This is a genomic window from Nonomuraea sp. WAC 01424, from assembly GCF_003947315.1.
GTDB lineage: Bacteria > Actinomycetota > Actinomycetes > Streptosporangiales > Streptosporangiaceae > Nonomuraea > Nonomuraea spiralis.
This window is the reverse complement of sequence record NZ_QHHZ01000003.1, coordinates 456,177-476,159: the sequence shown is the minus strand read 5'-3', so window position 1 is coordinate 476,159 and position 19,983 is coordinate 456,177. Positions and strand designations below refer to the sequence as shown.

The following is a 19,983-nucleotide window of genomic DNA, read 5'->3' as shown; positions in this document are numbered from 1 at the left end:
CCCGATGGCCGACGTCGCGCGTGAGACCTACACCGATCGCGGCCCCAAGGACGCGAACCCGTGCACCGAGTGCGGCATGTCCGACTGGTGGTGCCTGTACGACATCAACCGTGGCGCGGGCCGCTGCTGCATCTGGTGCGGCCTCGCCGACGTTCACGGCGTTACGGCCCCCTCGCCCGACGGCGCCAGCGTAGAGGAGAGGGACCGTGGCTGACCGCATCCCGCTACACCCGATCCAGGAGCCCCCGTACTCTGCGATCCAGTACGAGCCTGGCACCATGTCGGCGCCGGCGAACGAGGAAGCGCTCCGCGAAGCCCTGTCCGGCGTCGAGCTGGGGGCGTACGACGAGGCCATCCTGAAGTGGATGACGTTGTGGGAGACCGCCACGGTAGCCACCGTCTGCTCGTGGCTGTACCGAGTGAGGGAAGTGGACCGTGGCTGAGACCCGAGAGCCGAAGCGCATCCAGAGGCGACGCACGAAGGGCTTCCGGCTTCCCGAGGGCGCGGTCTGCGTGGACCGCAGCACAAGGTGGGGCAACCCGATCCGCATAACGCCCGAGCGCAGCGAGCGCGACGGCCGCCGCATGTACCGCGTCCACGGCAGCCCGATGGACCACCACGGCGGCCCCAGCTACATCGACATCGAGACAGCCCGCTACTTCGCCGCCAAGTTCTTCAAGTGGGACCTGCTCAACGGGCGGTACGGCAACGCCTACCCGTCCCTGGAAGAGATCCGGCGGGAACTCGCAGGCAAGGATCTGGCCTGCTGGTGCCCGGAGGGCCCGTGCCATGCGGACGTGTTACTGGAGATCGCGGACGGAGCGTACGCCGATGCCTGACCCCATCCCAGCAGAAGCCGACGGGTGCCTGTTCAGCGGCAGGCGCCATGACGGGACGTGCGGCCGGCAGGCGGTGATCACCATCACGGCTGGCTGCGTCCACGAGCACGTTCACGCCGACGTTCCTGTGTGTCAGTACCACGTCGAAGAGGTGGCGGCAAAGGACGCCTACTGCTACCCGTGCGGTGCTCACGATGGGCACGACTGCCCTCTCATGTTCGACCCGCGCTCCGCCCGCGATCTGGAGAGCGCCTACCCTGGCCTGTTCCTGGAGGTGGCCGATGCCTGACCTTCCCGAGGAAGCCGTACAAGCCGCGATCGACGGCGTGGATCACGAGTACGTGGAGCGGCGTGGATTCGACTACAACGTCGCCCGTGCTGCTCTCACGGCTGCTGCTCCGATCCTCGCCGCCCAAGCCCTACGTGAAGCCGCTGTCATCGCCCGCCTGACCGGCACGGACGGCCCTCAGGGTGCCCGGAGCCCGCTCGCTAGGCGGACCTGGCGGATGGCGGCGACGTGGCTGGACTGCCGCGCCGATCTCGCTGTCGCCTGCCAGATAGGAGAAGCCCGTGACTCCCGTTGAGCTGATCGCCTTGCACGGCTGTTCCCGTCCCGAGGAGGGGAGAGGCTGCTCTGTGTGCGTGGCCGCTGCCGAGGTGCACGTGCGAGCGGTCGAGGACGCCGGTCTGGCCGTCGTCTCCGCCATCGCTCACGAAGGGCTGGTCTGTGTCGCCGAGTACGTGTCCCGAGGGCGCGGCTACATCGGCGTGGAATCGTACCCGGACGCGACGGCACGCTTCGCTCTGGGAGCCCTACCTGAGAGGACAGCCGATGCCTGAGATGCCTCGCTTTGCCGCCTGGTTGCGCAAGTGGGCCGACAGGCTCGACGACAACGGAGCGATCAAACGCGCTGGCGTGTCGTTCACGTTCGAGAACGGGAAAGGCCAGGCGATCCGCGACGACGGCAAGGGATGCCCGCTGTACTTCGTCCAGAGCGACTATGAGCGGGCCCATGCGGAGGCGGACTCCAGCCAGCCGGACCCGAAACTGGAGGAAGCTAGGCGCTTCATCGGCGCTGTGATCGCAGCACAGGAGGAGGAACGTCGCCGTGGCTGAAGACCTCCGCCACCGCTACGCCGAACCTTCCACCGCTCTCGACGCTAGCCTGCCTCCAGAGCCGTCTACCGAGGAGTCCCAATGAGCGAGACCCCCAGCCTGGCCCAGCTCGTCGAGGACGTGAGGACGCTGGGCGAGCCATACGTCCGAGGCGTCGGCACCGCTCTGGGAGAGGTCGTAGCAGCGTTCAAAGGCGCGGCAGACCAGCTCATCGCCACCAAGTCTGAGCAGGAGTAGAGCATGTACAAGGTCAGCTTCCTGCGCCACGGACTCATCGACGAGATCACCTTCCACTGCCGTCCGGACGCTGAAGCGTTCGTCGCGTGGCTTGAGGGCGGGAGCGCGGGCATCAACCCTGAGATCACCGAGGCAGACGATCGGCGGTGACCAGCCTCCTCCAGTAGCCATCGCACTGCCGGACTGGACCTGGCAAGACGGAGATCAGGCCGACCTCGAAACGTTCGCCGAATACGAGCAAGACAGCTTCAAGGGAATGGGCTTTTTCGTGTCTGCATGGCGGCCCGGCACCGACATGAGGATGAACAAGTCCGTGACGGGAAAGGAGGCCGCTGGGTTGATCCACACCCTGCTAGAGGGAGGTAAGTCCGCGGAAGGAACGACACCATGACGCACGTGTGGGTGACTGGCGAAGGCGACTGCTACCACTCCTCCCCGGACTGCATCGGGCTGACCTCAGGACAGGAGGGCGGCGCCGTCCAGAACTACACCCTGCACCCTCCGGTCAGAATGGAGCTGAGCAAGGCTCTGGCCAAGAGGAAGAAGCCGTGCGGCACCTGCGGAGGAACGACGCTGTGACCGAGCATGCCTGCGCTCGGCCCTCCGCATCTCATGACGGCCAACGGTGGAGGTGCCCCGACTGCGGCATGCTGTGGGAACTCCTCCCAGCAGAGACCAAGAAGGCGCGACGACAGCAAGCGTTCAGATGGGGTGGTCTCGGACTCACGGTCGTAGCCGTCGCTGCTGTCGCATGTGCAGGCTGGTGGGGGACGATCTTGGCGCCCATAGCGTTCCCTGCTGCCCTGGGCGCTCTCCTGGTCACCGCTATCGGGGTGGCGGTGTGGCAGAACAGACGCTCGTGAGACGATTGCTGCGTCACATCCCCGTCTGGCATACGGCAGACTCTCACTGAACGCGAAAGCGGCCCTCCGCTGGTCCCGGAGAGCCGCCTCGTCCCACTAGTCCTCGCCCGACTCTCTAGGCCCCTCAACCCACACGAGTCTCCCGTAAGCGTACAAGCACGTCAGGGGGACACGTTGGCTCTGGACTGCCCGGTCAGCATCTGCGACCGCACCATGCCCGGCTCGGCCCGCATCTGCGGAGCCTGCGAAGCCGAACTCGACCGCGAACTCCGCTCCATCCCCGGTCTGTGGGATGACCTGCAGCTCGCCATAACCCGCCAAACCCGCATGGGCGGAGGGTCGGTAGGCGGACACTCCGACGAGCGCCCCCTCCCGTGGCACGAACGAGCCTCCGAAGCGACGACCGTCTTACAGGTGATGCTGCTCGGCTGGGCGCGCGTCCTCAACGACACCGTCCAGCAGCTCCAAGGGCCCGTCTGCCGCTCCTGCAACCACCCCACCTGCGTGTACGCCGACCTCGGACGCGAACCCCGCCACCAACCCGCCCACACCGCCACCTGGCTGCTCCGCCACACCGACGCGCTCATCCGCCACCCTGCCGGCCCCGACGCCGTCGAGGAGATCCTCACCGCGGTACGCAACGCCCGGTGGGCTGTTGACGCTCCACCCCGAGACCTCATCTACGCCGGCCCCTGCGACGCCTGCGACGGCGACCTGTACGCCCGTCCCGGAGCGGCGCGTGTCGCCTGCCGGTGGTGCCGAGACGAGGAGGGCGGCCGGCTCGTGTACGAGATCGAGGCTCGCCGCAGATGGATGCTGGACGCGCTGGAAGACGTAGAGCTGGCCGCGCCGGCCATCGCCCGCGCTTTGACCTCGCTGGTGAGGCCGATCAAGCCCGCGCTTCTGCACACGTGGGTGGCGAGAGAGAAGCTGTTCCCCGCGGGCCGCGACGACGCAGGCCGGGCGCTGTTCCGTGTCGGCGACGTGATCGACCTGATGGCCTCGGGCGACACCAGAGGGCATCAGCGTGTCCTTGTAGTTGCGTGAACAACTACTAGGTGACATGATCTCTGCTGATAGCTTCGGCGAGAGCCGTCGAGAAGCCCGTCTGTCTCTCCCCGAGCAGGCGGGCTTTCGCCGTTTCCGGCTCCTAGATAGCCGTAGAGATCCCCATAGACGCGCACCTGCCCGGCGGACGGGTGCGCTCGCTCGGCGATGCCCGCCCCCGCGGATCGCCTGAGCTCGTGTCCCGGTCTGGTCTCTCCCTTTGTGGACGTGGGGTCCGAGGGTGGGGGAGAGATCAGGCCGGGCACCTCAACACCTGTAACCCCACCTGGAGACGTCATGTCCGAACGCAAGCTGACCCTGTCCGGAGGGCGCGGTAGCTACTCCGTGACCCTGGACGGCCACGACCTCAGCAAGGGACTCCGGTCTCTCTCGATCGACGTGGACCCGCGCAAGAGTGGGCCGCGCGTCTCGGCTGAGCTGGCGATCGACGCAATCGAGGTGACTGGTCTCGCTTTGCGGGACTCGCGGTCCTTCGTGTCGATGCCTGATGGGGCCAGAGAGGCGCTGATCGCTCTCGGCTGGACGCCACCGCGCGAGATCCCCATGGACCGCCGCGAGCAGGCCCGCGAGTGGATTCAGGGCTTCATGGCGACCACGGACGACGACCGGGTCAACGTGATCGCGCTCCTGCTGATGGCTGCCGACGATGCCCTTGAGTGTGCCCTGAACCACAAGCGTGCCGAGAGCGACGAGCCCGGCCAGGTCGAACCCGAGTCCGAAGGTCCCGGCGTCTACAGCGAACGAGCGCGTCTCATCGCCTACCTGGCTGTCGAGTACGACTCGGTGATCGCCTACAACGACCCGAACGAGCCAGACTGGCCCGTCATCTACATCGACACCCCACGCGGTCAGCTCTCCTGGCACCTCTCGCCGGATGACCTGCACCTGTTCCCGCATGTGCCCGTTGCCGGTCGGCACGTCCCGATCGACAGGGCTCCGCAGTGGGACGGGCACACGACGTCCGAGAAGTACGGCCGGCTCGCGGCTCTCGTGGCCGATGAGGTACGCGGTCAGGGGACGGCCTGATGTCCGACCTGCTCTCCTGGTTGAGGGCGACGATAGAGGGCGACAAGGCAGTAGCCGTAGGAGCGGCGTCCTCGCCGCGTGCCGTGGAGTACCTCTTTCCTGATGGCCCCGACGCCTCTGGCCGCGCCTGGGAGGAGCGTCAGGTCCCGGACGGCGGAGCCTGGTTCGTCGAACGTGACCTCGTCATGTCCTGGCCGCAAGGGATGCACGCTCGTCGTGGTGTCGTGGGCGGTTCCTGTGGCTGCTGCTATGGCGACTCCGAGGGGCGTTCGGTCGATCTCGACCACATCCAGCGCCACGACCCCAGGGACACGATCGCCCGCTGCGAAGCCGAGCTGAAGATCCTCGACATACACAAGCCTGTAGACGGCTACGGGCGGGTGGAGTACCGCGAACTCAAGGACCCCGGCAAGGTGTGCGAGGTGTGCTGCTTCGACTGGGACGGGCCGCTCATCGGCAAGTTCCCGTGCGACACGCTCATCGCCCTGGCCGCTGGTCGCCGCCACCGTCCCGGCTTCAACCCTGAGTGGGTGAGCGAGTGAAGACCAGCCTCCCTCGGGGCGTGAAGATCGCCCTTATCGCCGCTCTCTGCTTCCACGTCCTCGGCGACGCCTTCGCAGCGGTCCGCGACGGGCTTCTCTTCGTTGCCGTCGCTGATGTGCTGGTGTTCGGTCTCGTGGTGGCGCTCGCTTGCGAACTCCGTAAGGAGAGAGGCCGCCTCTGACCTCGTAGACCTCCGGGCGGGTATGAGGACACACCCGATCTAGGTGCGCGTCTTCGCTGGGAGAGCCCGCCCGGAACAACCCTCACCCTGGAGACCCCATGACAGACGACCTCCGCCAACGGTACGCAGAAGCGATCTCCTCACTGCTGGATCAGCCGAACGGCAACGCCTACCGGGGCACGCTGCCCGAGCGGTTGATGACGGTGCGCGACGAAGAGGTGGAGCGCCTACGGGCGCGTATCGCCGCCGATGAGCGCACCCTTGACCGCGTGATCGCCCTGGCGTGGAACATGCGCGACTGGTGCTCCCCGGACGGCGTGGCCGTGGACTACGCCGACAAGCTCGCTGAAGCGCTCATAGGCACTGACCAGCCAATGAAGCGCGGCGAAGCGTTCTTCGTTCTGGAGGCGATCGGGAAGGGCCGCGGTGCCTGAGGTGGACTCTCTGCAGCTCGACCTCGCCACGCTCGTAGGCCGCCTGGAACAGGTCGAGGCCGAAGGCGGCTGGGAGCACGCTTCGCCGATCGCGCTGGACCGCATCCTTACATGCGACCTACCGCGCCTACGCGAGCACCTCACCCCAGAGGCTGTAGCTCTGCTCGACGCCAGCCGCTAGCCCGACTCGAATACCTGCCTGACCCACAGCCTCAAGAACCCTGCGGCCTGATCACCGCAGGTTAGACGGCCCCGAGAGCTACCCCGGGCTCGGGGCCGTCGCCACACCTCACCTCAGAGCGAAGACGACCTTCTCCTGATGAATGGTGCAGTGGTAACGCCGCAGCGGAACGAACACGCCCACGAAGGGCCCGCCCACCGGAACCTCCCTCGCCGGCACGACCCCTTCATCCACGAGGCCGTCCGAATGAAACCCTGACGAGCAGCACCAGATCCCATCCAGGTTGGAACTGGTCATCGGGTTGAGCGATCGGCGGTTGAGCAGCGTTACATCGGCTCGGATCATCATCGGATCTCCTTCCAGAGGCTGACCTGACACCGCAGTGTGCCTGCCGCGGGCGCTACTGTCCTCTCCCGTCTATTCCGTCACTCTCGGTACAAATCGCCACCGGCGGGAGACCGCAAAACGGCAACGCTGCGTAGTTTCGCCAGGAGTCTCAGAAGCCGCTCGTTACCTAGCTTTCGGGGGGAACGCCCATGGCCAAGGGAACCAGAGGGGGCAACGGGCGCTTCGAACGCAACCCCGACACCGCCACACGAGACGCCCAAGCAGCCCGCCTCCGCACTCGTGGTCTCACCTACCGGCAGATCGCCGACGAGCTCGGCTTCGCAGGACCGGGCAAGGCGCACGAGGCGGTCAAACGCGTCCTCGCCGAGACGGTCCAGGAAGCTGCTGACGACCTTCGCGCCGTCGAGCTGGAACGCCTGGACCAGATGTACCAGGCGGCGCTCAAAGTGCTGGAGACCGAGCACTACGCCATCTCTCACGGCAAGGTCATCTACCTGGAAGAGGGCGGCCCACCCCTTGCGGACAACGGGCCCGTCCTTGCCGCGATGGACCGATTGCTGAAGATCCAGGAGCGTCGGGCGAAACTCCTCGGTCTAGACGCGCCGGCGAAGACGAGCGTCACCGTGTCCGACGCCATCACGTCCGAGATCGAACAGCTCGCAGCGCAGCTCGGCATGACAGACGACACGGAGCCATCGGAACCGTAGAGCGCGAGGTGAGCATGAGCACGCCTTCCACGCTCCCGCGCGGCTGGCGCGACTGGCCCGCCGAAGCTCAGGAGCAGCTCCTCGCCACGCTGCGCACAGCGGCCATCAACAAGCTCGGCCACCTCCGGCCGCTGTGGGCAACACCAGGCGAACTGGCGAAGTCTCTCGATCGGAAGACGCGGCAGACGCCGGCACTCGACCTGATCGACGCTGAACTCGTCCGGCTGCTGAACACGCCTGATGGTCGCCTCGTCTTGTCGATGCCGCCTCAGGAGGGAAAAGCCAACGGGCCTCTCGCCGCTTCCCTCTGTGGGCGCTGACGCAGAGGCCCGACACCCGAGTAGCGATCGCCTCCTACGAGCATGGCGTTGCCAGACGGTGGGGCCGTGCCATCCGGGACGACATCCTCGTCCACGGGTCGAAGCTCGGACTGTCCGTACGCGACGACCTGTCCGCACAGCATGAGTGGCAGCTCGTCGGTCACGAAGGCGGCGTGTACGCGGCCGGCATCGGCGGAGCGCTCACGGGTCGGCCGGTCGACCTGATGGTCATCGACGACCCGATTAAGGACCGCGCTCAGGCCGACTCCCCGACGTACCGTGAGCGGGCGTGGGATTGGTGGACGGACGTCGCCGCGACCCGCCTCGCCCCCGGCGCCCCGGTGGTACTGATCCTTACCAGATGGCATGAGGACGACCTCGCAGGCCGGCTCCTCGCCGCAGAGGATGGCCACCTGTGGCGGGTGGTCAACATCCCCGCCCAAGCCGATCACGACCCGAACAGGGGCGAGTCGGACCCGCTCGGCCGCGAGCCCGGCGAGTACATGCAGTCGGCGCGCGGACGTACGAGAGCCCAGTGGGAGGCCATCAAGGTCCGCTCAGGCTCGCGCACATGGGCCAGCCTCTACCAAGGTCGGCCCGCTCCGGCTGCCGGCGACATCTTCCAGCGTGACTGGTGGCGCGAGTTCACATCGCCGCGGTGGATCGTCCGCGACGACGGCACGCACATCGCCCCCGGCGCCGACGAAGTCTGCATGTCGTGGGACATGGCGTTCAAGGACACCGACGGCTCCGACTACGTCGTCGGGCAGGTGTGGGCCAGGTACGGGCTGGAGCTGTTCCTGCTCGACCAGGTACACGACCGGCTGTCTTTCACCGCCACTTGCGCCGCGCTGCGGCAGATGGCCGCCAAGTGGCCTCAGGCGACGTTGAAGCTGGTGGAGGACAAGGCCAACGGCACCGCCGTCATCAACAGCCTGTCCCGTCAGGTGTCCGGCCTCGTTCCAGTCGAACCAGACGGGTCGAAAGAGGCCAGAGCGAGAGCTGTCACACCGTTCATCGAGGCGGGCCAAGTGTGGTTGCCCTCTCCCGAGGTCGCACCCTGGGTCGGCGGCTTCATCAACGAGGCTGCGGCCTTCCCCAACGGCTCCCATGACGACCAGGTCGACGCCGCGACACAGGCGATCAACCGGATGTTGCTTGCGCCGATCCTCGCCGGAGACCTGATCATCGACGCGACTGAGCTGGACGACGAACTCGACAGCTACGCCATCTCGCCGTACTGAGCTGAGGGAGGCCGTTCGTGGGTATCGCCTCCCGACTCCAGGAAACGTTCTACCGGGTGACAGGCCAGACCGAACTGGCCGAGGTGGTCAAGGCCGAGCGGCAGATGGTCGCCCACCTCCAGGAGTCGATCGCCGACCTTGAGGCTCGGATGTACGAGCCCGGGTGGCAGCGGCTCACCACGATGGCGGACCAGGAGTTCTCGCGCGACGGCCTCCGCCAGATCTCCGCCGTCAACCGGCTGATGGCGCTCAAGAACCCGCTCATCAAACGCGGCCTCGCGCTACGCATGGCGTACGTGTGGGGGCAAGGCGTCGAGATCAGCGCCCGCGACGAGGACGTCAACGACCTGATCCAGTCGTTCCTCGACGACCCGGGCAACAAGCGCTGCCTGACCGGCGCCCAAGCGCGCGAGGAGAACGAGCGGGCGCTGGACACGGACGCCAACCTGTTCTGGGCCCTGTTCACCAACCCGCGCACCGGCAAGGTGAAGGCCCGCAGCATCCCATGGGACGAGATCGCCGACGTCATCGCCAACCCAGAGGACAGCTCCGAGCCCTGGTACTACAAGCGCGTCTACTACGAGACGTCGACCGACCCGATCACGGGCGGGCAGACGTCCAGGCATCGCACCGTCTACTACCCGGCGCTCGGCTACCGCCCCGACGGGCCGAAGCCGCTCCGGGTGCGTGACCAGACGGGCGAGGCCGCCGAGGTGATGTGGGACGCGCCCGTCTTCCACATGAAGGTCGGCGGCTTGAAGGGCTGGAAGTTCGGGCTGGGCGTCGTCTACGCGGCGATCGACTGGGCTTCCGCCTACAAGGACTTTCTGACCGACTGGGCGACGCTCGTGAAGGCGTTGTCCAGGTTCGCGTGGCGACTCACGTCGAAGGGCAGCAAGCAGGCCGCCGCCAAGGCGCGCATCGCCGCCGCCCCTGCTACCGACCGGTACACGGGAGAGGGCCAACGCGCTGGGGCGACCGCGCTCATGACTCCGGACATGGCGCTCGAAGCGGTCCCGAAGTCCGGGGCGACGATCGACTCCGAGTCGGGCCGCCCTCTTGCTGCCATGACGGCCAGTGCGCTTGATCTGCCCGTCACGATGCTGCTCGGCGATCCGGGCGTGACCGGCGCGCGAGCCACCGCGGAAACGTTGGATAGCCCAACCGAGCGGACCATGGAGCACCGCCGGCAGGCGTGGACAGAGACGTTCCAGGCCATCCTCGGCTACGTCATAGCCGCCGCCGCGAAGGCCCCACAAGGCCCCTTGAAGGGCACTGTGACGGTGGACGACGGAGTCGAGACAGTCGAACTGGCTGGCGGGGTCGAGGCCACGCTGGACATCTCGTGGCCCGACATCGACGACATCGACCCTGCGACGGTCATCGACTCCATCACCAAGGCTGACCAGACCGGGTACCTGCCTCCTCTGGTGATCGTCCGCCTCCTGCTGGAGGCGCTCGGCGTGAAGGACGTGGACGAGATCGTCCAGGAACTCACCGACGAGGACGGCAACTTCAAGCCTCCCGAAGGTGCTGCCGGGATGGCAGGGCAGGCAGCGGTGGACGCGTTCCGCCGTGGCGAGGACCCCGCCCGCATGCTCGGCGGAGACCGGACCGACCAGTCTCCAGACCAGGACCAGGGCGACGGAGGCGACGGTGGCGATCACTCCGGAGACGATGAGGCTGATAGCGACCCTGAGAGCCCAGATCAACCAGATCGCCGACGGCAGCGTAAGAGCGCTGACTAGCGCCTGGGTGCGAGCGTGGGACGAACTCGTCTACGAGACCGCGGCAGCGATCGACGAGCTGTTGCGTTCGGCAGACGGAGGCTGGCCCACGCGACGGCAGATCGCCCGTACCCGGCGGGCGATGACAGCGCTCGACCTGATCCGGGAAGCGCTCGAACGCCTCGCCAGCCTCACCATCCGTACCGCGTCCGCTGCCGCCGATGAGGCGGCCCGGGTGACGTACACGGCGCAGCGGGACCTGACCGCCAGCCAGCTCCCGCCCGGGTCGCGGCTCCAGCTCGCGGTCCGGTTCGGGCGGGCCGACCAGGACCCGTTGGCGGCGATCGTCACCCGCACCACGCAGCAGATCACCTCCCGGGCCCGGCCTCTGTCACGAGAGGCGACCGAGGCCGTACGCGGCGAACTGGTGCGTGGTGTAGCGGTGGGGGACAACCCGCGCGAGGCAGCCAGGCGCATGCTGAGGCGTGTCGAGGGCGCATTCAACGGCGGACTCGCGAGAGCCGCGACGATCGCCCGGACGGAGATGCTGGACGCTTCCCGGGCTGCCGCTGACGCATCCCAAGCCGATCACGCCGACGTCCTCGACGGCTGGATCTGGAACGCTTCCCTCGACCCTCGCGTCTGCCCCGCATGCCTGGCCATGCATGGCACCCAGCACCCGGTGTCGGAGGCGGGCCCGCAGGGGCACCCGAACTGCCGATGCTCGCGCACGCCCAAGACGAAGAGCTGGGCAGACCTCGGATTCGACATCCCCGAGCCGCCCAGCCTGCTGCCTGACGCTCGAACCTGGTTCGACACCCTGACGGACGCGGAACAGCAGCAGATCATGGGGCGCCGCCGGCTCGACTTGCTCAAGTCCGGGAACCTCGCCTGGCAGGACATCCCGCAGCGGCGTGACAATCCCGACTGGAGGCCCTCCTATCAGGTGAGGCCGCTTAAGGGTTTGTCGGGCAGGGATGCTCAGGTGGCCTAACCGATCACTGAGGGACAGCGACAGGGACGGGCTCGGATTGTCCTTCCCACGTCAACCAAATCTCCCCAGGGAACGGTTCCTCACTGACGTCGATGATGTAGAACTCCACCGAACCGCCAGCGCGAACAGCCGCATCCTGGGGCAAGCCCTCGACGATGCCAGAGGTCAGCGCCTTGTCGACGTTCACTTTGCTCGCCGAGGCATCGCCCGTGTTCCTGAGGCGGTAGAGCGCATTCTGTACAAGCTGGATGCGCCACGAGACCTTTGCGGCAGGCGGTGGCGGAGGCTGGCTTGCAAGCTCGGCTAGGGCCGTCGCCTTCTCGGCGGCGTTCGCCGAGCGAACTGCGGCATCCGCGGACACCTTGGTGGCCTCCGCAGCGTCTTCGGTTGCTCGCGCAGACCTCTCGGCGATGCTCGAGTTCTTTCGCTGCCAGCGCCTGGATGAGAACCAGACCCAGATCGAGATGAGCAGTGCCGCCCAGGCGGGCGCATCGCCGAAGTCGATGTCGAACTGCTTGATCCACGCGATGAATTCGTCCACGGCGCGGACTTTAGACCGCAGCCCACGCTTACGTCCTCTTCTCTGGGCGAACGCCACCAAGGAGACACCATGCCCGAACAGCAGGCGCTCACCGAGCGCGTGCCGCTCGCTGAGGCCGCCGGAGGGCAGACCCCGAAGGGCCGCCGCTTCCGAGCCCGCATCATCCAGGGAGACATCCAGGGCAGCAGCGGCTTCTACCCGGCGGAGATGCTCAAGCGAGACGCCGGCGTCTTCCGGGAGGGCCTGCCTGTCTTCTTGGACCATCCCGGCGCCACGGAGGCGTACGACCGGCCCGAACGGTCTGTGCGCGACCTCGCCGGACGGCTGGCCACCACCGCCGTCTACGAGGGCGACGGCCTGTACGCCGACGTCGAGGTGTACCCGCACTGGGCACCCGTCATCGAAGCCATGTCCGGCGACATCGGCATGAGCATCCGGGCGTCCGGCACGGTCGAGGCGTCGAAGGACGAAGCGATCCGAGGGCCGATTGTGACCGCCCTGACTGAAGCCGCGAGCGTGGACTTCGTGACCGCGGCCGGCGCTGGAGGCAAGATTGTGGCCCTACTCGAATCCGCGCGGGCCCAGGCGGGCGATTTACTCCGCAAGGCGACAGAAGCGCAGACCCCCACAGGCCAGAAGGCAGAAGTGGAGGAAGCGCGCAACGTCGGCCACTGGCTCGAATCGCGCATCCACAGCCTGTTCACGCAGATCGCCGACGACATGTTCGGCGAAGGCCAGCTCACCCGCGACGAGCGGATCGCCCTGTCCAACGCCATTGGCGAAGGACTGACCGCCTTCAACGCCGTCGTCGCAGAGAAGGTCCCCCACCTGTACGAGCGGGACATCTACGACGACCCCACGCCGCCCGACCCGGCCACCGAGGTCAGCGAGGGCGACCAGCCTGGAAGCGAGCCGGACGAGGAACCCGAGCAGATCGTCGAGGCCGACACCACAGACACCGCGCCTTCCAAGGTGGCGGTCATCGAGAACGAGCCGGGCAGCTCGCCCGCCGTCGAGAACGAAAGGGAGGGCGAGATGCCCGAACTGAACGAGGACCAGGCGCGCGAGCTCGAAGAGGCGCGCAAGACCCTGGAGGCCGAGAAGGCGCAGGCACTGCAGGAGGCCGCCGCCGCCAAGGCCGAGGCCGAGAAGGCGCTGAAGGAAGCTGCCCGCCTGCGCGCCGCTGAGGCTGCCCGGCCGATCGCCGTGCAGATGGTCACCCAGGCCGACATGCCGGCCGCGGCTCGCGTCCGGGTCCTGGACGAGGCGCTGCGCCAGGTGCCGTTGACCGAGGACAACAAGCTGGACGAGGCCGGGTTCAAGGCCCGCGTCGACCAGCTCGTCACCGCCGAAGCCTCCTACCTTGCCTCGCTGGCTGAGGCCGCTGGCGTCGGGCAGGTGCGGGGACTCGGCGAGTCGACCGCTGGCGCCGCCACCGAGCAGGAGCGCGCCAACACCTCGCTCATCGCCACCCAGCTCGAAGAGGCGTACGTGCGGCGAGGCATGACCCCTGAGGCCGCCAAGCTCGCTGCCGCCGGCCGCCCGTAAGGCCAGAGAGGACCTGACCCATGGCAACGAACATCCGCTTCGAAGAGGGCGACCAGCTCTATGTGACGGTCACCCACCCCGCCACCCCTGTCTCCGGCAACCCGGTCCGGTACGGGCAGCGGCCCGGCGTCGCACTGACCGACGAGAAGGCCGACGGCAAGACGACCGTCAAGTTCGACGGCGTCGCCAGCTTCTCCGTCAAGGGCATCGACCAGTCCGGCAACTCCGCTGTGGCCGAGGGCGACATCCTCTACTACGTCGATGGCGACACCCCCAACCTCAGCAAGAAGAACACCGGCGTCCGCTTCGGGTACGCCGCCGGGGCGGTCAGCTCTGCTGCGACCGCCACCATCGACGTGATCATCGGTTACTAGGGAGACCGCAACAAGATGACCAGCAACCTGTTCGAGGCTACGGTCGAGCGGATCGACCTCGAAACCGCGTCCATCGGCGCCATGTTCGGCAGCGAGCGCAAGAGCTTCGGCCAGCGCAACCAGGACCCGCGCTACCTGGCGAAGTTCGCCGAAGCAGTCAAGTTCATGGACGAGATCTACACCGGACGTCGCCCGCTGCACCACTTCACCGAGGCGATGACGACCTCGGACTTTCCGAAGCTGTTCGCCGACAGCCTGGATCGGCAGCTGTACGGCGCCTACGAGGCCGTCTCGCCGACGTGGATGAACTACACTCGCGCCGCCACCGTGAACGACTTTCGCGAGGTCAAGAGGTTCGCCACCTCCGGGGTTCGCGGCCTGCTCGGCAAGGTTGGCGAGCTCGGCGAGTACAAGCGGCGCGGCCAGACCGAGGCCGAGTACAAGTACAAGGTCGAGAAGTACGGTGCCGCGTTCGGCCTGTCCTTCGAAGCGATGATCAACGACGACCTCGACTCGTTCATGAGGCTCCCGCAGGACCTTGCCGACTCCGCCCGCGACAGCGAGGAGGAGTTCGTCACCCGCCTGTTCTGCGGCGCGTCCGGCCCGCTCACCACCGTCTACACGACCGGCAACGACAACTTCCTCGACGGCGTGCCCGAGGCCGCGCTGACCCGCGACAACCTTCAGGCCGCGATCACGAAGCTGCTCAAGCGCAAGGACGACAATGGCAACCCGATCCGGGTCAACGCCGTCGAACTCGTCACCGGCCCCGGCCTGGCGCTGGAGGCGGAGGAGATCCTCAACACCACCCAGTACCGGGTCGTGGACGCCTCCGGCAACGTGCAGATCATCTCCGGCAACGGCGTGTCCGCAAACCTCCGCCACAGCCTCAACTACTGGGTCCCGTCCGTGGCCACCACGGCCAACGCTGACACCTCCTGGTGGCTGTTCGCCAACCCGAGCGGTCCCCGCCCGGCCATGGAGTTCGGCCGGATGCGCGGCTACGAGGCGCCCGCCCTGTTCGAGAAGATCCCCGACGCGCGCCGGATCGGCGGCGGCGAGGACATGTTCGACTTCGAGACGGACGGGTCGGCGAAGAAGATCCGCCACATCTTCGGCGGCGTGTTCGTCGACCCGAAGATGACGATCGGCTCGACGGGCGACACCACGCCGTGACCGACCTGCCGAAGGCGATCACCCGCGACCAGGCGTTCTGGGCTGCCATCGCCGACAGACAGGACCAGACCAACCAGCTACTGGCGCAACTCCTCGACCGTTTCCCGCCAAAGCCCGCCTCGGCGGACTCGGGGACAGTCGAACTGCGTGAACCTGCAACCGAGTCGGAAGCGCCTAAGCCTCCGGCCCGGCGCGCCCGCAAGACCAGAACCGTGAAGGAGACCGGCTGATGGCCACCAAGGCCGCCTACTACGGAACCAAGCCCGCTCTGGCCGCGGCTTCGAAGGGTGCTGCTGTGCCCAACGTCGCGACGGCCAATGCAGACGCCACCTACGGCCAGCCTGAAGCGGATCTGATCAACGAGCTGAAGACTCAAGTCAACGCGCTGCTGGCGTCGCTGCGCGCTGCTGGGCTTCTCAGCCCCTGATGGCGATCGACTACACCACCGACCGAGGCCGAGTGCGGCTGCTGATCCCGGACGCCGACGAGGCGTCCCTGCTGCTGGCTGACGATCAGATCGATGCCCTCCTGTCGATGGAGGACTCGGTCAAGCTCGCTGCGGCGGCTGCTCTCGACACGATCGCCTCGTCGGAGGCGATGGTCGGCAAGAAGATCCGCACTCAGGATTTGCAGACCGACGGCCCCGCTGTGGCCGCCGAGCTGCGGGCCAGGGCAGCGGAGCTTCGCCGCCAAGTGGACGAGGGCGTCGGAGACGATTCGGTCGGGTTCGACATCGTGGACTTCGACCAGTGGCGCGGATATCTCGGCTACGAGTCCTGCTGAGGGGAGGCCCTGGTGTCTCCTCTCACAGGCTCTGCTCCGATCCATCCGAGGTGGTCTGAGCATCACCGTCCTGTCGCCTCGGGCTCCCATACGGGCCGCTGCACCATCACCCGGCAAGGCTCTGGGGAGGGCACCACTGACCCGGACGGGACCTGGCACCCGCCCACGGCGACGACCGTCTACACGGGGCCGTGCAGAATCACCGCGCCGGCCCCGTCGTCGATCGTCGTCGTGGGGGAGCAGCAGACCGCTGTCGCCACCTACGAGGTCGGGATCGAGTGGGACGCGGCCGAGGTCCTAGAACACGACCTCATCACCATGGACGAGGCCCCGGACCCGGCGATCGTCGGCAAGCAGCTGATCGTCATCGACATCGCGTACGCCACCGAGCGGTTCGAGCGGGTCCTGCGCGCGAAGCTCAACCTCAGCGAACCGGAGGCGTGAATGGGCTGGGATGTCTCCGACCTCGACAGGCATATCGGCCATCTTGGTGATGCGCGCCCGAAGGTAGAGGCACTGGCCAAGGTCGTCGTCAAGAAGATCGGCTTCGACACCGTGGCGGGAGCTCAAAGCCTTGCGCCAGTCGACACCGGAAACCTGGTCGGCACCATTGGTGTGGACCCTGTCGACGAATGGATGGGGTTTGAGGCGGGGCCAACAGCCTCGTATGGCGCCGACGTCGAGTTCGGCACGCAGCCCCACGAGATCCGCGCCAAGGGTGTGGATGCTGGCGGCGCCAAGGCTCTGATCTGGGAGGGCGCCGCTCACCCAGTCAGGAGCGTTCAGCACCCTGGCACCGCACCACAGCCGTACATGCGTCCCGCGTTCGAGAAGGCGACCGCACCAATCGACGACGTCATGTCGCAGGTGGGGAAGAAGGCGCTCGAATGATCCCGGTCGCGCCCTCAACACCGCACACCGATGCCGTCGTGGCCGCCATCGCGGCGATCCCGCTGCTGGTCGACGTTGCGGCCAAGCCTGCCGAATCAGGATGGCAAGGAACGCCAGGCGCCTCGCCGTTCAAGAGGTACGCGGTCGTCTACCCCTTTCCGGGCGTCCCCGACGGGAACGCAGCCGAACCGTACGAGTACCTCACCTACAAGGCGCAGATCAGCCTGTTCGGCGCGACCGCGGCGCAGGCTGGGGGCGCCGCTGACGATGTGAGTGCAGCGTTGATAGGACAGCGTCTTTCTGTCCCGGGGCGCTCCACGTATCCGGTGAAGACTCCTCCTGGGCAGCGGCCCCTGCGACGCGACGATTCGCTTCCCGTGTCCGTGTACCAGGCGATCGTCGAGATCGAGTTCACCTCCCAGCGCGACTAACCCCGTTCAATTCCTAGCCCGACACCTCAGGTGGCCGGGCTCTTTGGCATGCCCTGGAGGAGCCCGAATGGCTACCCGCACAGCACAGGCGATCACCGTCGGCGGTGTCACGCCCACCTACTACAGCGCGACCGCCACCACCGGAGACAAGGTCAAGGCCGGCCCCCGGAACTGGGTGCACTACAAGAACGGCTCGGGCGGCTCGATCACAGTCACGGTGTCTGGTGTCGGACAGACCAACTACCAGGTGGACAACCCGGACAAGGCGTTCACCATCGCTGCCGGCGCGGAGATGCACATCCCGGTCCTGCCCGAGTACGGCGACCCGGACGACAGCGGCCTGGCCACGATCATCTGCTCCTCTGTCACCAGCGTGACCTTCGCGGCCCTGCGGATCTGACATGCCACGCAACCGGATCATGGTCCGATCCAAGACAACGGGCCTCACCGCAGAGATCGCCGCCGAGGCGCTCGACCATTTCCCCGACTACGAGCCCGTCGAGGCCGCGCCTGAAGCGGTGTTCGTCGAGCCCGAACTCCCGCCCGCTGAGGCGGTTGAGACCCCCAAGACTTCGCGCCGCAGCACGGCGGCCAAGACCACCGAAGAGGAGTGACCCATGGCTGCCGACCTTTTGGGCGACGGCAACGTCAAGGTGACGTTCTGCCTGACGATCGCGAACATCTCCGCGCCGACCGCTGCCGAGTGCAACGCGGGCGTGGATCTGCAGGAGTACATCACCAAGGACGGCCTGGGCATCAGCCCCGAGCAGGCCGCGGTGGACAACACCGCCCTGGCCTCGCGGGACGAGACCGAGGATGCCGGAAGCGTCAAGTACTCGATCGAGCTGACCGTGAAGCGGAAGGAAATCTCCGCCGAGGACATCGGCTGGAACACCCTCACCGACCGGACGCTCGGCTACCTGGTCGTCCGACGGAACATGGCACACGAGACCGCGTACGCTGCCGGGCAGCACGTCGAGGTGTACCCGGTCAGGTGCGGCCGACCGAACATGCAGCCGCCGGAGCTGAACGCGGCACAGCGGTTCGTCAGCAAGATGTTCAACCACTCGACGTCCGACTCTGACGCGCTGGTGGCGGCATAGTGCAGAGCATCGACGACATCCTCGGGCAGATCCGTCTGCCCGAGCGCACCTACCAGCTCTGTGTACGGCCGGACCTTCAGGCACAGTGGGAACAGGCTGAGGCCGAGCTAGAGGTAGCCCAGCGCGGCGACTCCGGCTCTCTCGCCGGCGTCAGCGCCGCGGCAAGGACGGCGGCCAAGAGGGTGCAGCAGATCGAGGCGGAGATGGCCGAGCACACCATCCCCGTCACCCTGCGCGCCCTCACCCACAAAGCCTGGTCCGACCTGATCGCCGCCCACCCGCCGAGGGAAGACAGCGACAACGGGCTGTGGAACGGGGAGACGTTCAGCCGGGCGCTACTCGCCGCGTGCGCAGTTAACCCGGAGATGAGCGTCGAGCAGGCCACAGCGCTGGTTGATCAGTTGCCGCTCGGCCAGTGGAACGGCTTGCAGGCGCTGCTGTTCGACCTGAACACATCCGGTGTGGATCTCCCAAAATCCAGGCGAGCCTCCGAAGCTCTCCGGAACTCGCGGAAGAAGTAGCGCTAGCGGCGGCGTACGGGATCCCTCGATCGATCCTGCTTGGCCGCCAACGAAGGACGGTCATCGAGCGGGAGTACGACGAGAGGGGGCACCTTGTCCGCGAGGTGCTCACTCACGACGCCGAATGGCTCGATGAGGATCTCGCCTACGCCAAGGCTCATCGGCGTAACGAGTTGGAGAAGTGCCCCGGCTGCGGGTTGCCGCTCAGCGAGACGACTGACCCTGAAAACGAGGGGATGTATGAGGCTCCGCCCCCGATGCGGTGCCACGCCTGCACGCCCTTGGAGCATCGCAAGAGCGAGTACACGGAGAGCCCACCCGGGCTGCTGTACCGCGTCTACCTGAAGGTTCGGTCGGTGCTCAGATAGAGCGCCAGATGGACTGCACGACGATGGCCAGCACGAGCGCGGTCACGCTCAGGATCATCCCGGTGATCGACACGCCTCGGTTGGTGGCTGTCCCGACGCGGGTCTTGGTCACGCCCACCGCCGACATGAAGATCCCGACGAACGACATCCAGATCCCGACGCGGGCTAACACCATGGTCACGTCGAGCAGGATGGCGAGGATGCCAAGGCAGAGGCCGATGACACCCACCCAGTTGTGTGTTGTCGGGGCTGGCATAGGCGGCTGTTGGTAGCCGGGCGGCGGGCCCTGCCACTGCTGCTGTGGTGGCGGCCCGTACAGGTGTCCGCCTGGGTTCGGCGGCGGGCTGGGCGGCCCGTACTGGGGCTGTGGCGGGTACTGCTGGCCGTACTGGTCCTGAGGGCCGGGATGCGTCATGT

At 67.1% G+C, this 19,983-nt stretch carries 36 protein-coding genes; 33 read left to right on the top strand and 3 right to left on the bottom strand.

All coding sequences use genetic code 11. From position 1 onward, the window contains the following. Positions 1 to 4: 4 nt before the first annotated feature. From DMB42_RS11655 to DMB42_RS11600, 15 genes are all read left to right on the top strand, one after another. On the top strand, positions 5 to 214 hold the full coding sequence (locus DMB42_RS11655) for a hypothetical protein (RefSeq protein WP_125633553.1): 210 nt from the start codon (positions 5 to 7) through the stop codon (positions 212 to 214). Further along, on the top strand, positions 207 to 443 hold the full coding sequence (locus DMB42_RS11650) for a hypothetical protein (protein WP_125633551.1): 237 nt from the start codon (positions 207 to 209) through the stop codon (positions 441 to 443). The genes DMB42_RS11655 and DMB42_RS11650 overlap by 8 nt, the downstream gene beginning before the upstream one ends. Further along, a complete protein-coding gene (locus DMB42_RS11645; protein ID WP_125633549.1) occupies positions 436 to 840 on the top strand; it encodes a DUF4326 domain-containing protein in 405 nt (134 codons plus the stop codon). Before DMB42_RS11650 ends, DMB42_RS11645 begins: the two co-directional genes overlap by 8 nt. Next, a complete protein-coding gene (locus tag DMB42_RS11640) occupies positions 833 to 1,129 on the top strand; it encodes a hypothetical protein (protein ID WP_125633547.1) in 297 nt (98 codons plus the stop codon). Before DMB42_RS11645 ends, DMB42_RS11640 begins: the two co-directional genes overlap by 8 nt. Continuing rightward, positions 1,122 to 1,424, top strand: a complete 303-nt coding sequence (locus DMB42_RS11635) for a hypothetical protein (RefSeq protein WP_125633545.1) — start codon at positions 1,122 to 1,124, stop codon at positions 1,422 to 1,424. Before DMB42_RS11640 ends, DMB42_RS11635 begins: the two co-directional genes overlap by 8 nt. A gap of 248 nt (positions 1,425 to 1,672) precedes the next feature. After that, positions 1,673 to 1,957, top strand: coding sequence for a hypothetical protein (locus DMB42_RS11630; RefSeq protein ID WP_125633543.1), 285 nt, complete (start codon positions 1,673 to 1,675; stop codon positions 1,955 to 1,957). An 81-nt stretch (positions 1,958 to 2,038) separates the two neighbouring features. After that, positions 2,039 to 2,194, top strand: coding sequence for a hypothetical protein (locus DMB42_RS53120; protein ID WP_185844596.1), 156 nt, complete (start codon positions 2,039 to 2,041; stop codon positions 2,192 to 2,194). Between the two features lie 3 nt (positions 2,195 to 2,197). Next, complete coding sequence (locus DMB42_RS53115; RefSeq protein ID WP_185844595.1) at positions 2,198 to 2,344, top strand: hypothetical protein; 147 nt, start codon at positions 2,198 to 2,200, stop codon at positions 2,342 to 2,344. Positions 2,345 to 2,581: 237 nt separating this feature from the next. Continuing rightward, on the top strand, positions 2,582 to 2,773 hold the full coding sequence (locus DMB42_RS11625) for a hypothetical protein (RefSeq protein WP_125633541.1): 192 nt from the start codon (positions 2,582 to 2,584) through the stop codon (positions 2,771 to 2,773). Between the two features lie 698 nt (positions 2,774 to 3,471). Further along, positions 3,472 to 4,104, top strand: coding sequence for a hypothetical protein (locus DMB42_RS11620; protein WP_125633539.1), 633 nt, complete (start codon positions 3,472 to 3,474; stop codon positions 4,102 to 4,104). Between the two features lie 297 nt (positions 4,105 to 4,401). Further along, a complete protein-coding gene (locus DMB42_RS11615) occupies positions 4,402 to 5,151 on the top strand; it encodes a hypothetical protein (RefSeq protein WP_125633537.1) in 750 nt (249 codons plus the stop codon). Then, entirely contained in the window at positions 5,151 to 5,693 is a 543-nt protein-coding gene (locus DMB42_RS11610) for a DUF6221 family protein (RefSeq protein ID WP_125633535.1), read from the top strand. The genes DMB42_RS11615 and DMB42_RS11610 overlap by 1 nt, the downstream gene beginning before the upstream one ends. A 20-nt stretch (positions 5,694 to 5,713) precedes the next feature. Continuing rightward, entirely contained in the window at positions 5,714 to 5,875 is a 162-nt protein-coding gene (locus tag DMB42_RS53110) for a hypothetical protein (protein ID WP_185844594.1), read from the top strand. A gap of 98 nt (positions 5,876 to 5,973) precedes the next feature. Beyond that, positions 5,974 to 6,309 carry a hypothetical protein gene (locus DMB42_RS11605; protein ID WP_125633533.1) on the top strand — a complete coding sequence of 112 codons (336 nt, stop codon included), beginning with the start codon at positions 5,974 to 5,976 and terminating at the stop codon, positions 6,307 to 6,309. A 1-nt stretch (position 6,310) separates the two neighbouring features. Next, on the top strand, positions 6,311 to 6,490 hold the full coding sequence (locus DMB42_RS11600) for a hypothetical protein (RefSeq protein ID WP_125633531.1): 180 nt from the start codon (positions 6,311 to 6,313) through the stop codon (positions 6,488 to 6,490). Positions 6,491 to 6,598: 108 nt separating this feature from the next. Here the strand turns inward: DMB42_RS11600 and DMB42_RS11595 are convergent, their stop codons facing one another. Then, positions 6,599 to 6,838: a hypothetical protein gene (locus DMB42_RS11595; RefSeq protein WP_125633530.1), complete on the bottom strand. Its 240-nt coding sequence runs from the start codon at positions 6,836 to 6,838 to the stop codon at positions 6,599 to 6,601. 188 nt (positions 6,839 to 7,026) lie between these two features. Here DMB42_RS11595 and DMB42_RS11590 point away from each other — a divergent pair, with 188 nt between their 5' ends. From DMB42_RS11590 to DMB42_RS11575, 5 genes are read left to right on the top strand one after another with little or no spacing between them, the layout of a single operon-like run. Then, positions 7,027 to 7,545 (top strand): hypothetical protein, encoded by a 519-nt coding sequence (locus DMB42_RS11590; protein ID WP_125633528.1) that lies wholly within the window; start codon positions 7,027 to 7,029, stop codon positions 7,543 to 7,545. 14 nt (positions 7,546 to 7,559) lie between these two features. Then, on the top strand, positions 7,560 to 7,865 hold the full coding sequence (locus DMB42_RS54160; protein ID WP_221762101.1) for a hypothetical protein: 306 nt from the start codon (positions 7,560 to 7,562) through the stop codon (positions 7,863 to 7,865). After that, a complete protein-coding gene (terL, locus tag DMB42_RS11585) occupies positions 7,853 to 9,109 on the top strand; it encodes a phage terminase large subunit (protein WP_312024726.1) in 1,257 nt (418 codons plus the stop codon). Before DMB42_RS54160 ends, terL begins: the two co-directional genes overlap by 13 nt. A gap of 17 nt (positions 9,110 to 9,126) precedes the next feature. Next, positions 9,127 to 10,857 (top strand): hypothetical protein, encoded by a 1,731-nt coding sequence (locus tag DMB42_RS11580; RefSeq protein WP_125633526.1) that lies wholly within the window; start codon positions 9,127 to 9,129, stop codon positions 10,855 to 10,857. After that, a complete protein-coding gene (locus tag DMB42_RS11575; protein WP_125633524.1) occupies positions 10,766 to 11,830 on the top strand; it encodes a phage minor head protein in 1,065 nt (354 codons plus the stop codon). Before DMB42_RS11580 ends, DMB42_RS11575 begins: the two co-directional genes overlap by 92 nt. Positions 11,831 to 11,834: 4 nt before the next feature. Here the strand turns inward: DMB42_RS11575 and DMB42_RS11570 are convergent, their stop codons facing one another. Next, positions 11,835 to 12,371 carry a hypothetical protein gene (locus DMB42_RS11570; protein ID WP_125633522.1) on the bottom strand — a complete coding sequence of 179 codons (537 nt, stop codon included), beginning with the start codon at positions 12,369 to 12,371 and terminating at the stop codon, positions 11,835 to 11,837. Between the two features lie 69 nt (positions 12,372 to 12,440). Here DMB42_RS11570 and DMB42_RS11565 point away from each other — a divergent pair, with 69 nt between their 5' ends. The 13 genes from DMB42_RS11565 to DMB42_RS11505 all read left to right on the top strand — a co-directional run bounded on the left by DMB42_RS11565 (position 12,441) and on the right by DMB42_RS11505 (position 19,198). Next, complete coding sequence (locus DMB42_RS11565; protein ID WP_125633520.1) at positions 12,441 to 13,919, top strand: hypothetical protein; 1,479 nt, start codon at positions 12,441 to 12,443, stop codon at positions 13,917 to 13,919. Positions 13,920 to 13,939: 20 nt separating this feature from the next. Further along, positions 13,940 to 14,293, top strand: coding sequence for a DUF2190 family protein (locus tag DMB42_RS11560; RefSeq protein WP_125633518.1), 354 nt, complete (start codon positions 13,940 to 13,942; stop codon positions 14,291 to 14,293). Positions 14,294 to 14,308: 15 nt separating this feature from the next. Further along, positions 14,309 to 15,469 (top strand): Mu-like prophage major head subunit gpT family protein, encoded by a 1,161-nt coding sequence (locus DMB42_RS11555; protein ID WP_125633515.1) that lies wholly within the window; start codon positions 14,309 to 14,311, stop codon positions 15,467 to 15,469. Continuing rightward, positions 15,466 to 15,699, top strand: coding sequence for a hypothetical protein (locus DMB42_RS11550; RefSeq protein WP_125633513.1), 234 nt, complete (start codon positions 15,466 to 15,468; stop codon positions 15,697 to 15,699). The genes DMB42_RS11555 and DMB42_RS11550 overlap by 4 nt, the downstream gene beginning before the upstream one ends. Continuing rightward, positions 15,699 to 15,896 carry a hypothetical protein gene (locus DMB42_RS11545; protein ID WP_125633511.1) on the top strand — a complete coding sequence of 66 codons (198 nt, stop codon included), beginning with the start codon at positions 15,699 to 15,701 and terminating at the stop codon, positions 15,894 to 15,896. The genes DMB42_RS11550 and DMB42_RS11545 overlap by 1 nt, the downstream gene beginning before the upstream one ends. After that, positions 15,896 to 16,252, top strand: a complete 357-nt coding sequence (locus tag DMB42_RS11540) for a hypothetical protein (protein ID WP_125633509.1) — start codon at positions 15,896 to 15,898, stop codon at positions 16,250 to 16,252. The genes DMB42_RS11545 and DMB42_RS11540 overlap by 1 nt, the downstream gene beginning before the upstream one ends. A 12-nt stretch (positions 16,253 to 16,264) precedes the next feature. Then, positions 16,265 to 16,696 carry a DUF6093 family protein gene (locus DMB42_RS54155; RefSeq protein ID WP_221762099.1) on the top strand — a complete coding sequence of 144 codons (432 nt, stop codon included), beginning with the start codon at positions 16,265 to 16,267 and terminating at the stop codon, positions 16,694 to 16,696. After that, positions 16,697 to 17,143 carry an HK97 gp10 family phage protein gene (locus DMB42_RS11530; protein ID WP_125633505.1) on the top strand — a complete coding sequence of 149 codons (447 nt, stop codon included), beginning with the start codon at positions 16,697 to 16,699 and terminating at the stop codon, positions 17,141 to 17,143. Then, entirely contained in the window at positions 17,140 to 17,574 is a 435-nt protein-coding gene (locus DMB42_RS11525) for a hypothetical protein (protein WP_125633503.1), read from the top strand. The genes DMB42_RS11530 and DMB42_RS11525 overlap by 4 nt, the downstream gene beginning before the upstream one ends. 67 nt (positions 17,575 to 17,641) lie before the next feature. Further along, on the top strand, positions 17,642 to 17,974 hold the full coding sequence (locus DMB42_RS11520) for a hypothetical protein (protein ID WP_125633501.1): 333 nt from the start codon (positions 17,642 to 17,644) through the stop codon (positions 17,972 to 17,974). Between the two features lies 1 nt (position 17,975). Then, complete coding sequence (locus DMB42_RS11515; RefSeq protein ID WP_125633499.1) at positions 17,976 to 18,188, top strand: hypothetical protein; 213 nt, start codon at positions 17,976 to 17,978, stop codon at positions 18,186 to 18,188. Positions 18,189 to 18,191: 3 nt separating this feature from the next. Further along, positions 18,192 to 18,677, top strand: a complete 486-nt coding sequence (locus DMB42_RS11510; RefSeq protein WP_125633497.1) for a hypothetical protein — start codon at positions 18,192 to 18,194, stop codon at positions 18,675 to 18,677. After that, a complete protein-coding gene (locus DMB42_RS11505; protein ID WP_125633495.1) occupies positions 18,677 to 19,198 on the top strand; it encodes a hypothetical protein in 522 nt (173 codons plus the stop codon). The genes DMB42_RS11510 and DMB42_RS11505 overlap by 1 nt, the downstream gene beginning before the upstream one ends. Before the next feature lie 360 nt (positions 19,199 to 19,558). Here the strand turns inward: DMB42_RS11505 and DMB42_RS11500 are convergent, their stop codons facing one another. Further along, complete coding sequence (locus DMB42_RS11500) at positions 19,559 to 19,981, bottom strand: hypothetical protein (RefSeq protein ID WP_125633493.1); 423 nt, start codon at positions 19,979 to 19,981, stop codon at positions 19,559 to 19,561. Positions 19,982 to 19,983: the final 2 nt, after the last annotated feature.

What these genes read in the sequence shown, in the direction of transcription:
- DMB42_RS11655 (WP_125633553.1), top strand. Translation starts at nt 5, where the DNA reads ATGGCCGACGTCGCGCGTGAGACCTACACCGATCGCGGCCCCAAGGAC.
- DMB42_RS11640 (WP_125633547.1), top strand. Translation starts at nt 833, where the DNA reads ATGCCTGACCCCATCCCAGCAGAAGCCGACGGGTGCCTGTTCAGCGGC.
- DMB42_RS11635 (WP_125633545.1), top strand. Translation starts at nt 1,122, where the DNA reads ATGCCTGACCTTCCCGAGGAAGCCGTACAAGCCGCGATCGACGGCGTG.
- DMB42_RS11630 (WP_125633543.1), top strand. Translation starts at nt 1,673, where the DNA reads ATGCCTGAGATGCCTCGCTTTGCCGCCTGGTTGCGCAAGTGGGCCGAC.
- DMB42_RS53120 (WP_185844596.1), top strand. Translation starts at nt 2,039, where the DNA reads ATGAGCGAGACCCCCAGCCTGGCCCAGCTCGTCGAGGACGTGAGGACG.
- DMB42_RS53115 (WP_185844595.1), top strand. Translation starts at nt 2,198, where the DNA reads ATGTACAAGGTCAGCTTCCTGCGCCACGGACTCATCGACGAGATCACC.
- DMB42_RS11625 (WP_125633541.1), top strand. Translation starts at nt 2,582, where the DNA reads ATGACGCACGTGTGGGTGACTGGCGAAGGCGACTGCTACCACTCCTCC.
- DMB42_RS11615 (WP_125633537.1), top strand. Translation starts at nt 4,402, where the DNA reads ATGTCCGAACGCAAGCTGACCCTGTCCGGAGGGCGCGGTAGCTACTCC.
- DMB42_RS11610 (WP_125633535.1), top strand. Translation starts at nt 5,151, where the DNA reads ATGTCCGACCTGCTCTCCTGGTTGAGGGCGACGATAGAGGGCGACAAG.
- DMB42_RS11605 (WP_125633533.1), top strand. Translation starts at nt 5,974, where the DNA reads ATGACAGACGACCTCCGCCAACGGTACGCAGAAGCGATCTCCTCACTG.
- DMB42_RS11595 (WP_125633530.1), bottom strand. Translation starts at nt 6,838, where the DNA reads ATGATGATCCGAGCCGATGTAACGCTGCTCAACCGCCGATCGCTCAAC.
- DMB42_RS11590 (WP_125633528.1), top strand. Translation starts at nt 7,027, where the DNA reads ATGGCCAAGGGAACCAGAGGGGGCAACGGGCGCTTCGAACGCAACCCC.
- DMB42_RS54160 (WP_221762101.1), top strand. Translation starts at nt 7,560, where the DNA reads ATGAGCACGCCTTCCACGCTCCCGCGCGGCTGGCGCGACTGGCCCGCC.
- DMB42_RS11565 (WP_125633520.1), top strand. Translation starts at nt 12,441, where the DNA reads ATGCCCGAACAGCAGGCGCTCACCGAGCGCGTGCCGCTCGCTGAGGCC.
- DMB42_RS11560 (WP_125633518.1), top strand. Translation starts at nt 13,940, where the DNA reads ATGGCAACGAACATCCGCTTCGAAGAGGGCGACCAGCTCTATGTGACG.
- DMB42_RS11555 (WP_125633515.1), top strand. Translation starts at nt 14,309, where the DNA reads ATGACCAGCAACCTGTTCGAGGCTACGGTCGAGCGGATCGACCTCGAA.
- DMB42_RS11545 (WP_125633511.1), top strand. Translation starts at nt 15,699, where the DNA reads ATGGCCACCAAGGCCGCCTACTACGGAACCAAGCCCGCTCTGGCCGCG.
- DMB42_RS11540 (WP_125633509.1), top strand. Translation starts at nt 15,896, where the DNA reads ATGGCGATCGACTACACCACCGACCGAGGCCGAGTGCGGCTGCTGATC.
- DMB42_RS11530 (WP_125633505.1), top strand. Translation starts at nt 16,697, where the DNA reads ATGGGCTGGGATGTCTCCGACCTCGACAGGCATATCGGCCATCTTGGT.
- DMB42_RS11525 (WP_125633503.1), top strand. Translation starts at nt 17,140, where the DNA reads ATGATCCCGGTCGCGCCCTCAACACCGCACACCGATGCCGTCGTGGCC.
- DMB42_RS11520 (WP_125633501.1), top strand. Translation starts at nt 17,642, where the DNA reads ATGGCTACCCGCACAGCACAGGCGATCACCGTCGGCGGTGTCACGCCC.
- DMB42_RS11515 (WP_125633499.1), top strand. Translation starts at nt 17,976, where the DNA reads ATGCCACGCAACCGGATCATGGTCCGATCCAAGACAACGGGCCTCACC.
- DMB42_RS11510 (WP_125633497.1), top strand. Translation starts at nt 18,192, where the DNA reads ATGGCTGCCGACCTTTTGGGCGACGGCAACGTCAAGGTGACGTTCTGC.
- DMB42_RS11500 (WP_125633493.1), bottom strand. Translation starts at nt 19,981, where the DNA reads ATGACGCATCCCGGCCCTCAGGACCAGTACGGCCAGCAGTACCCGCCA.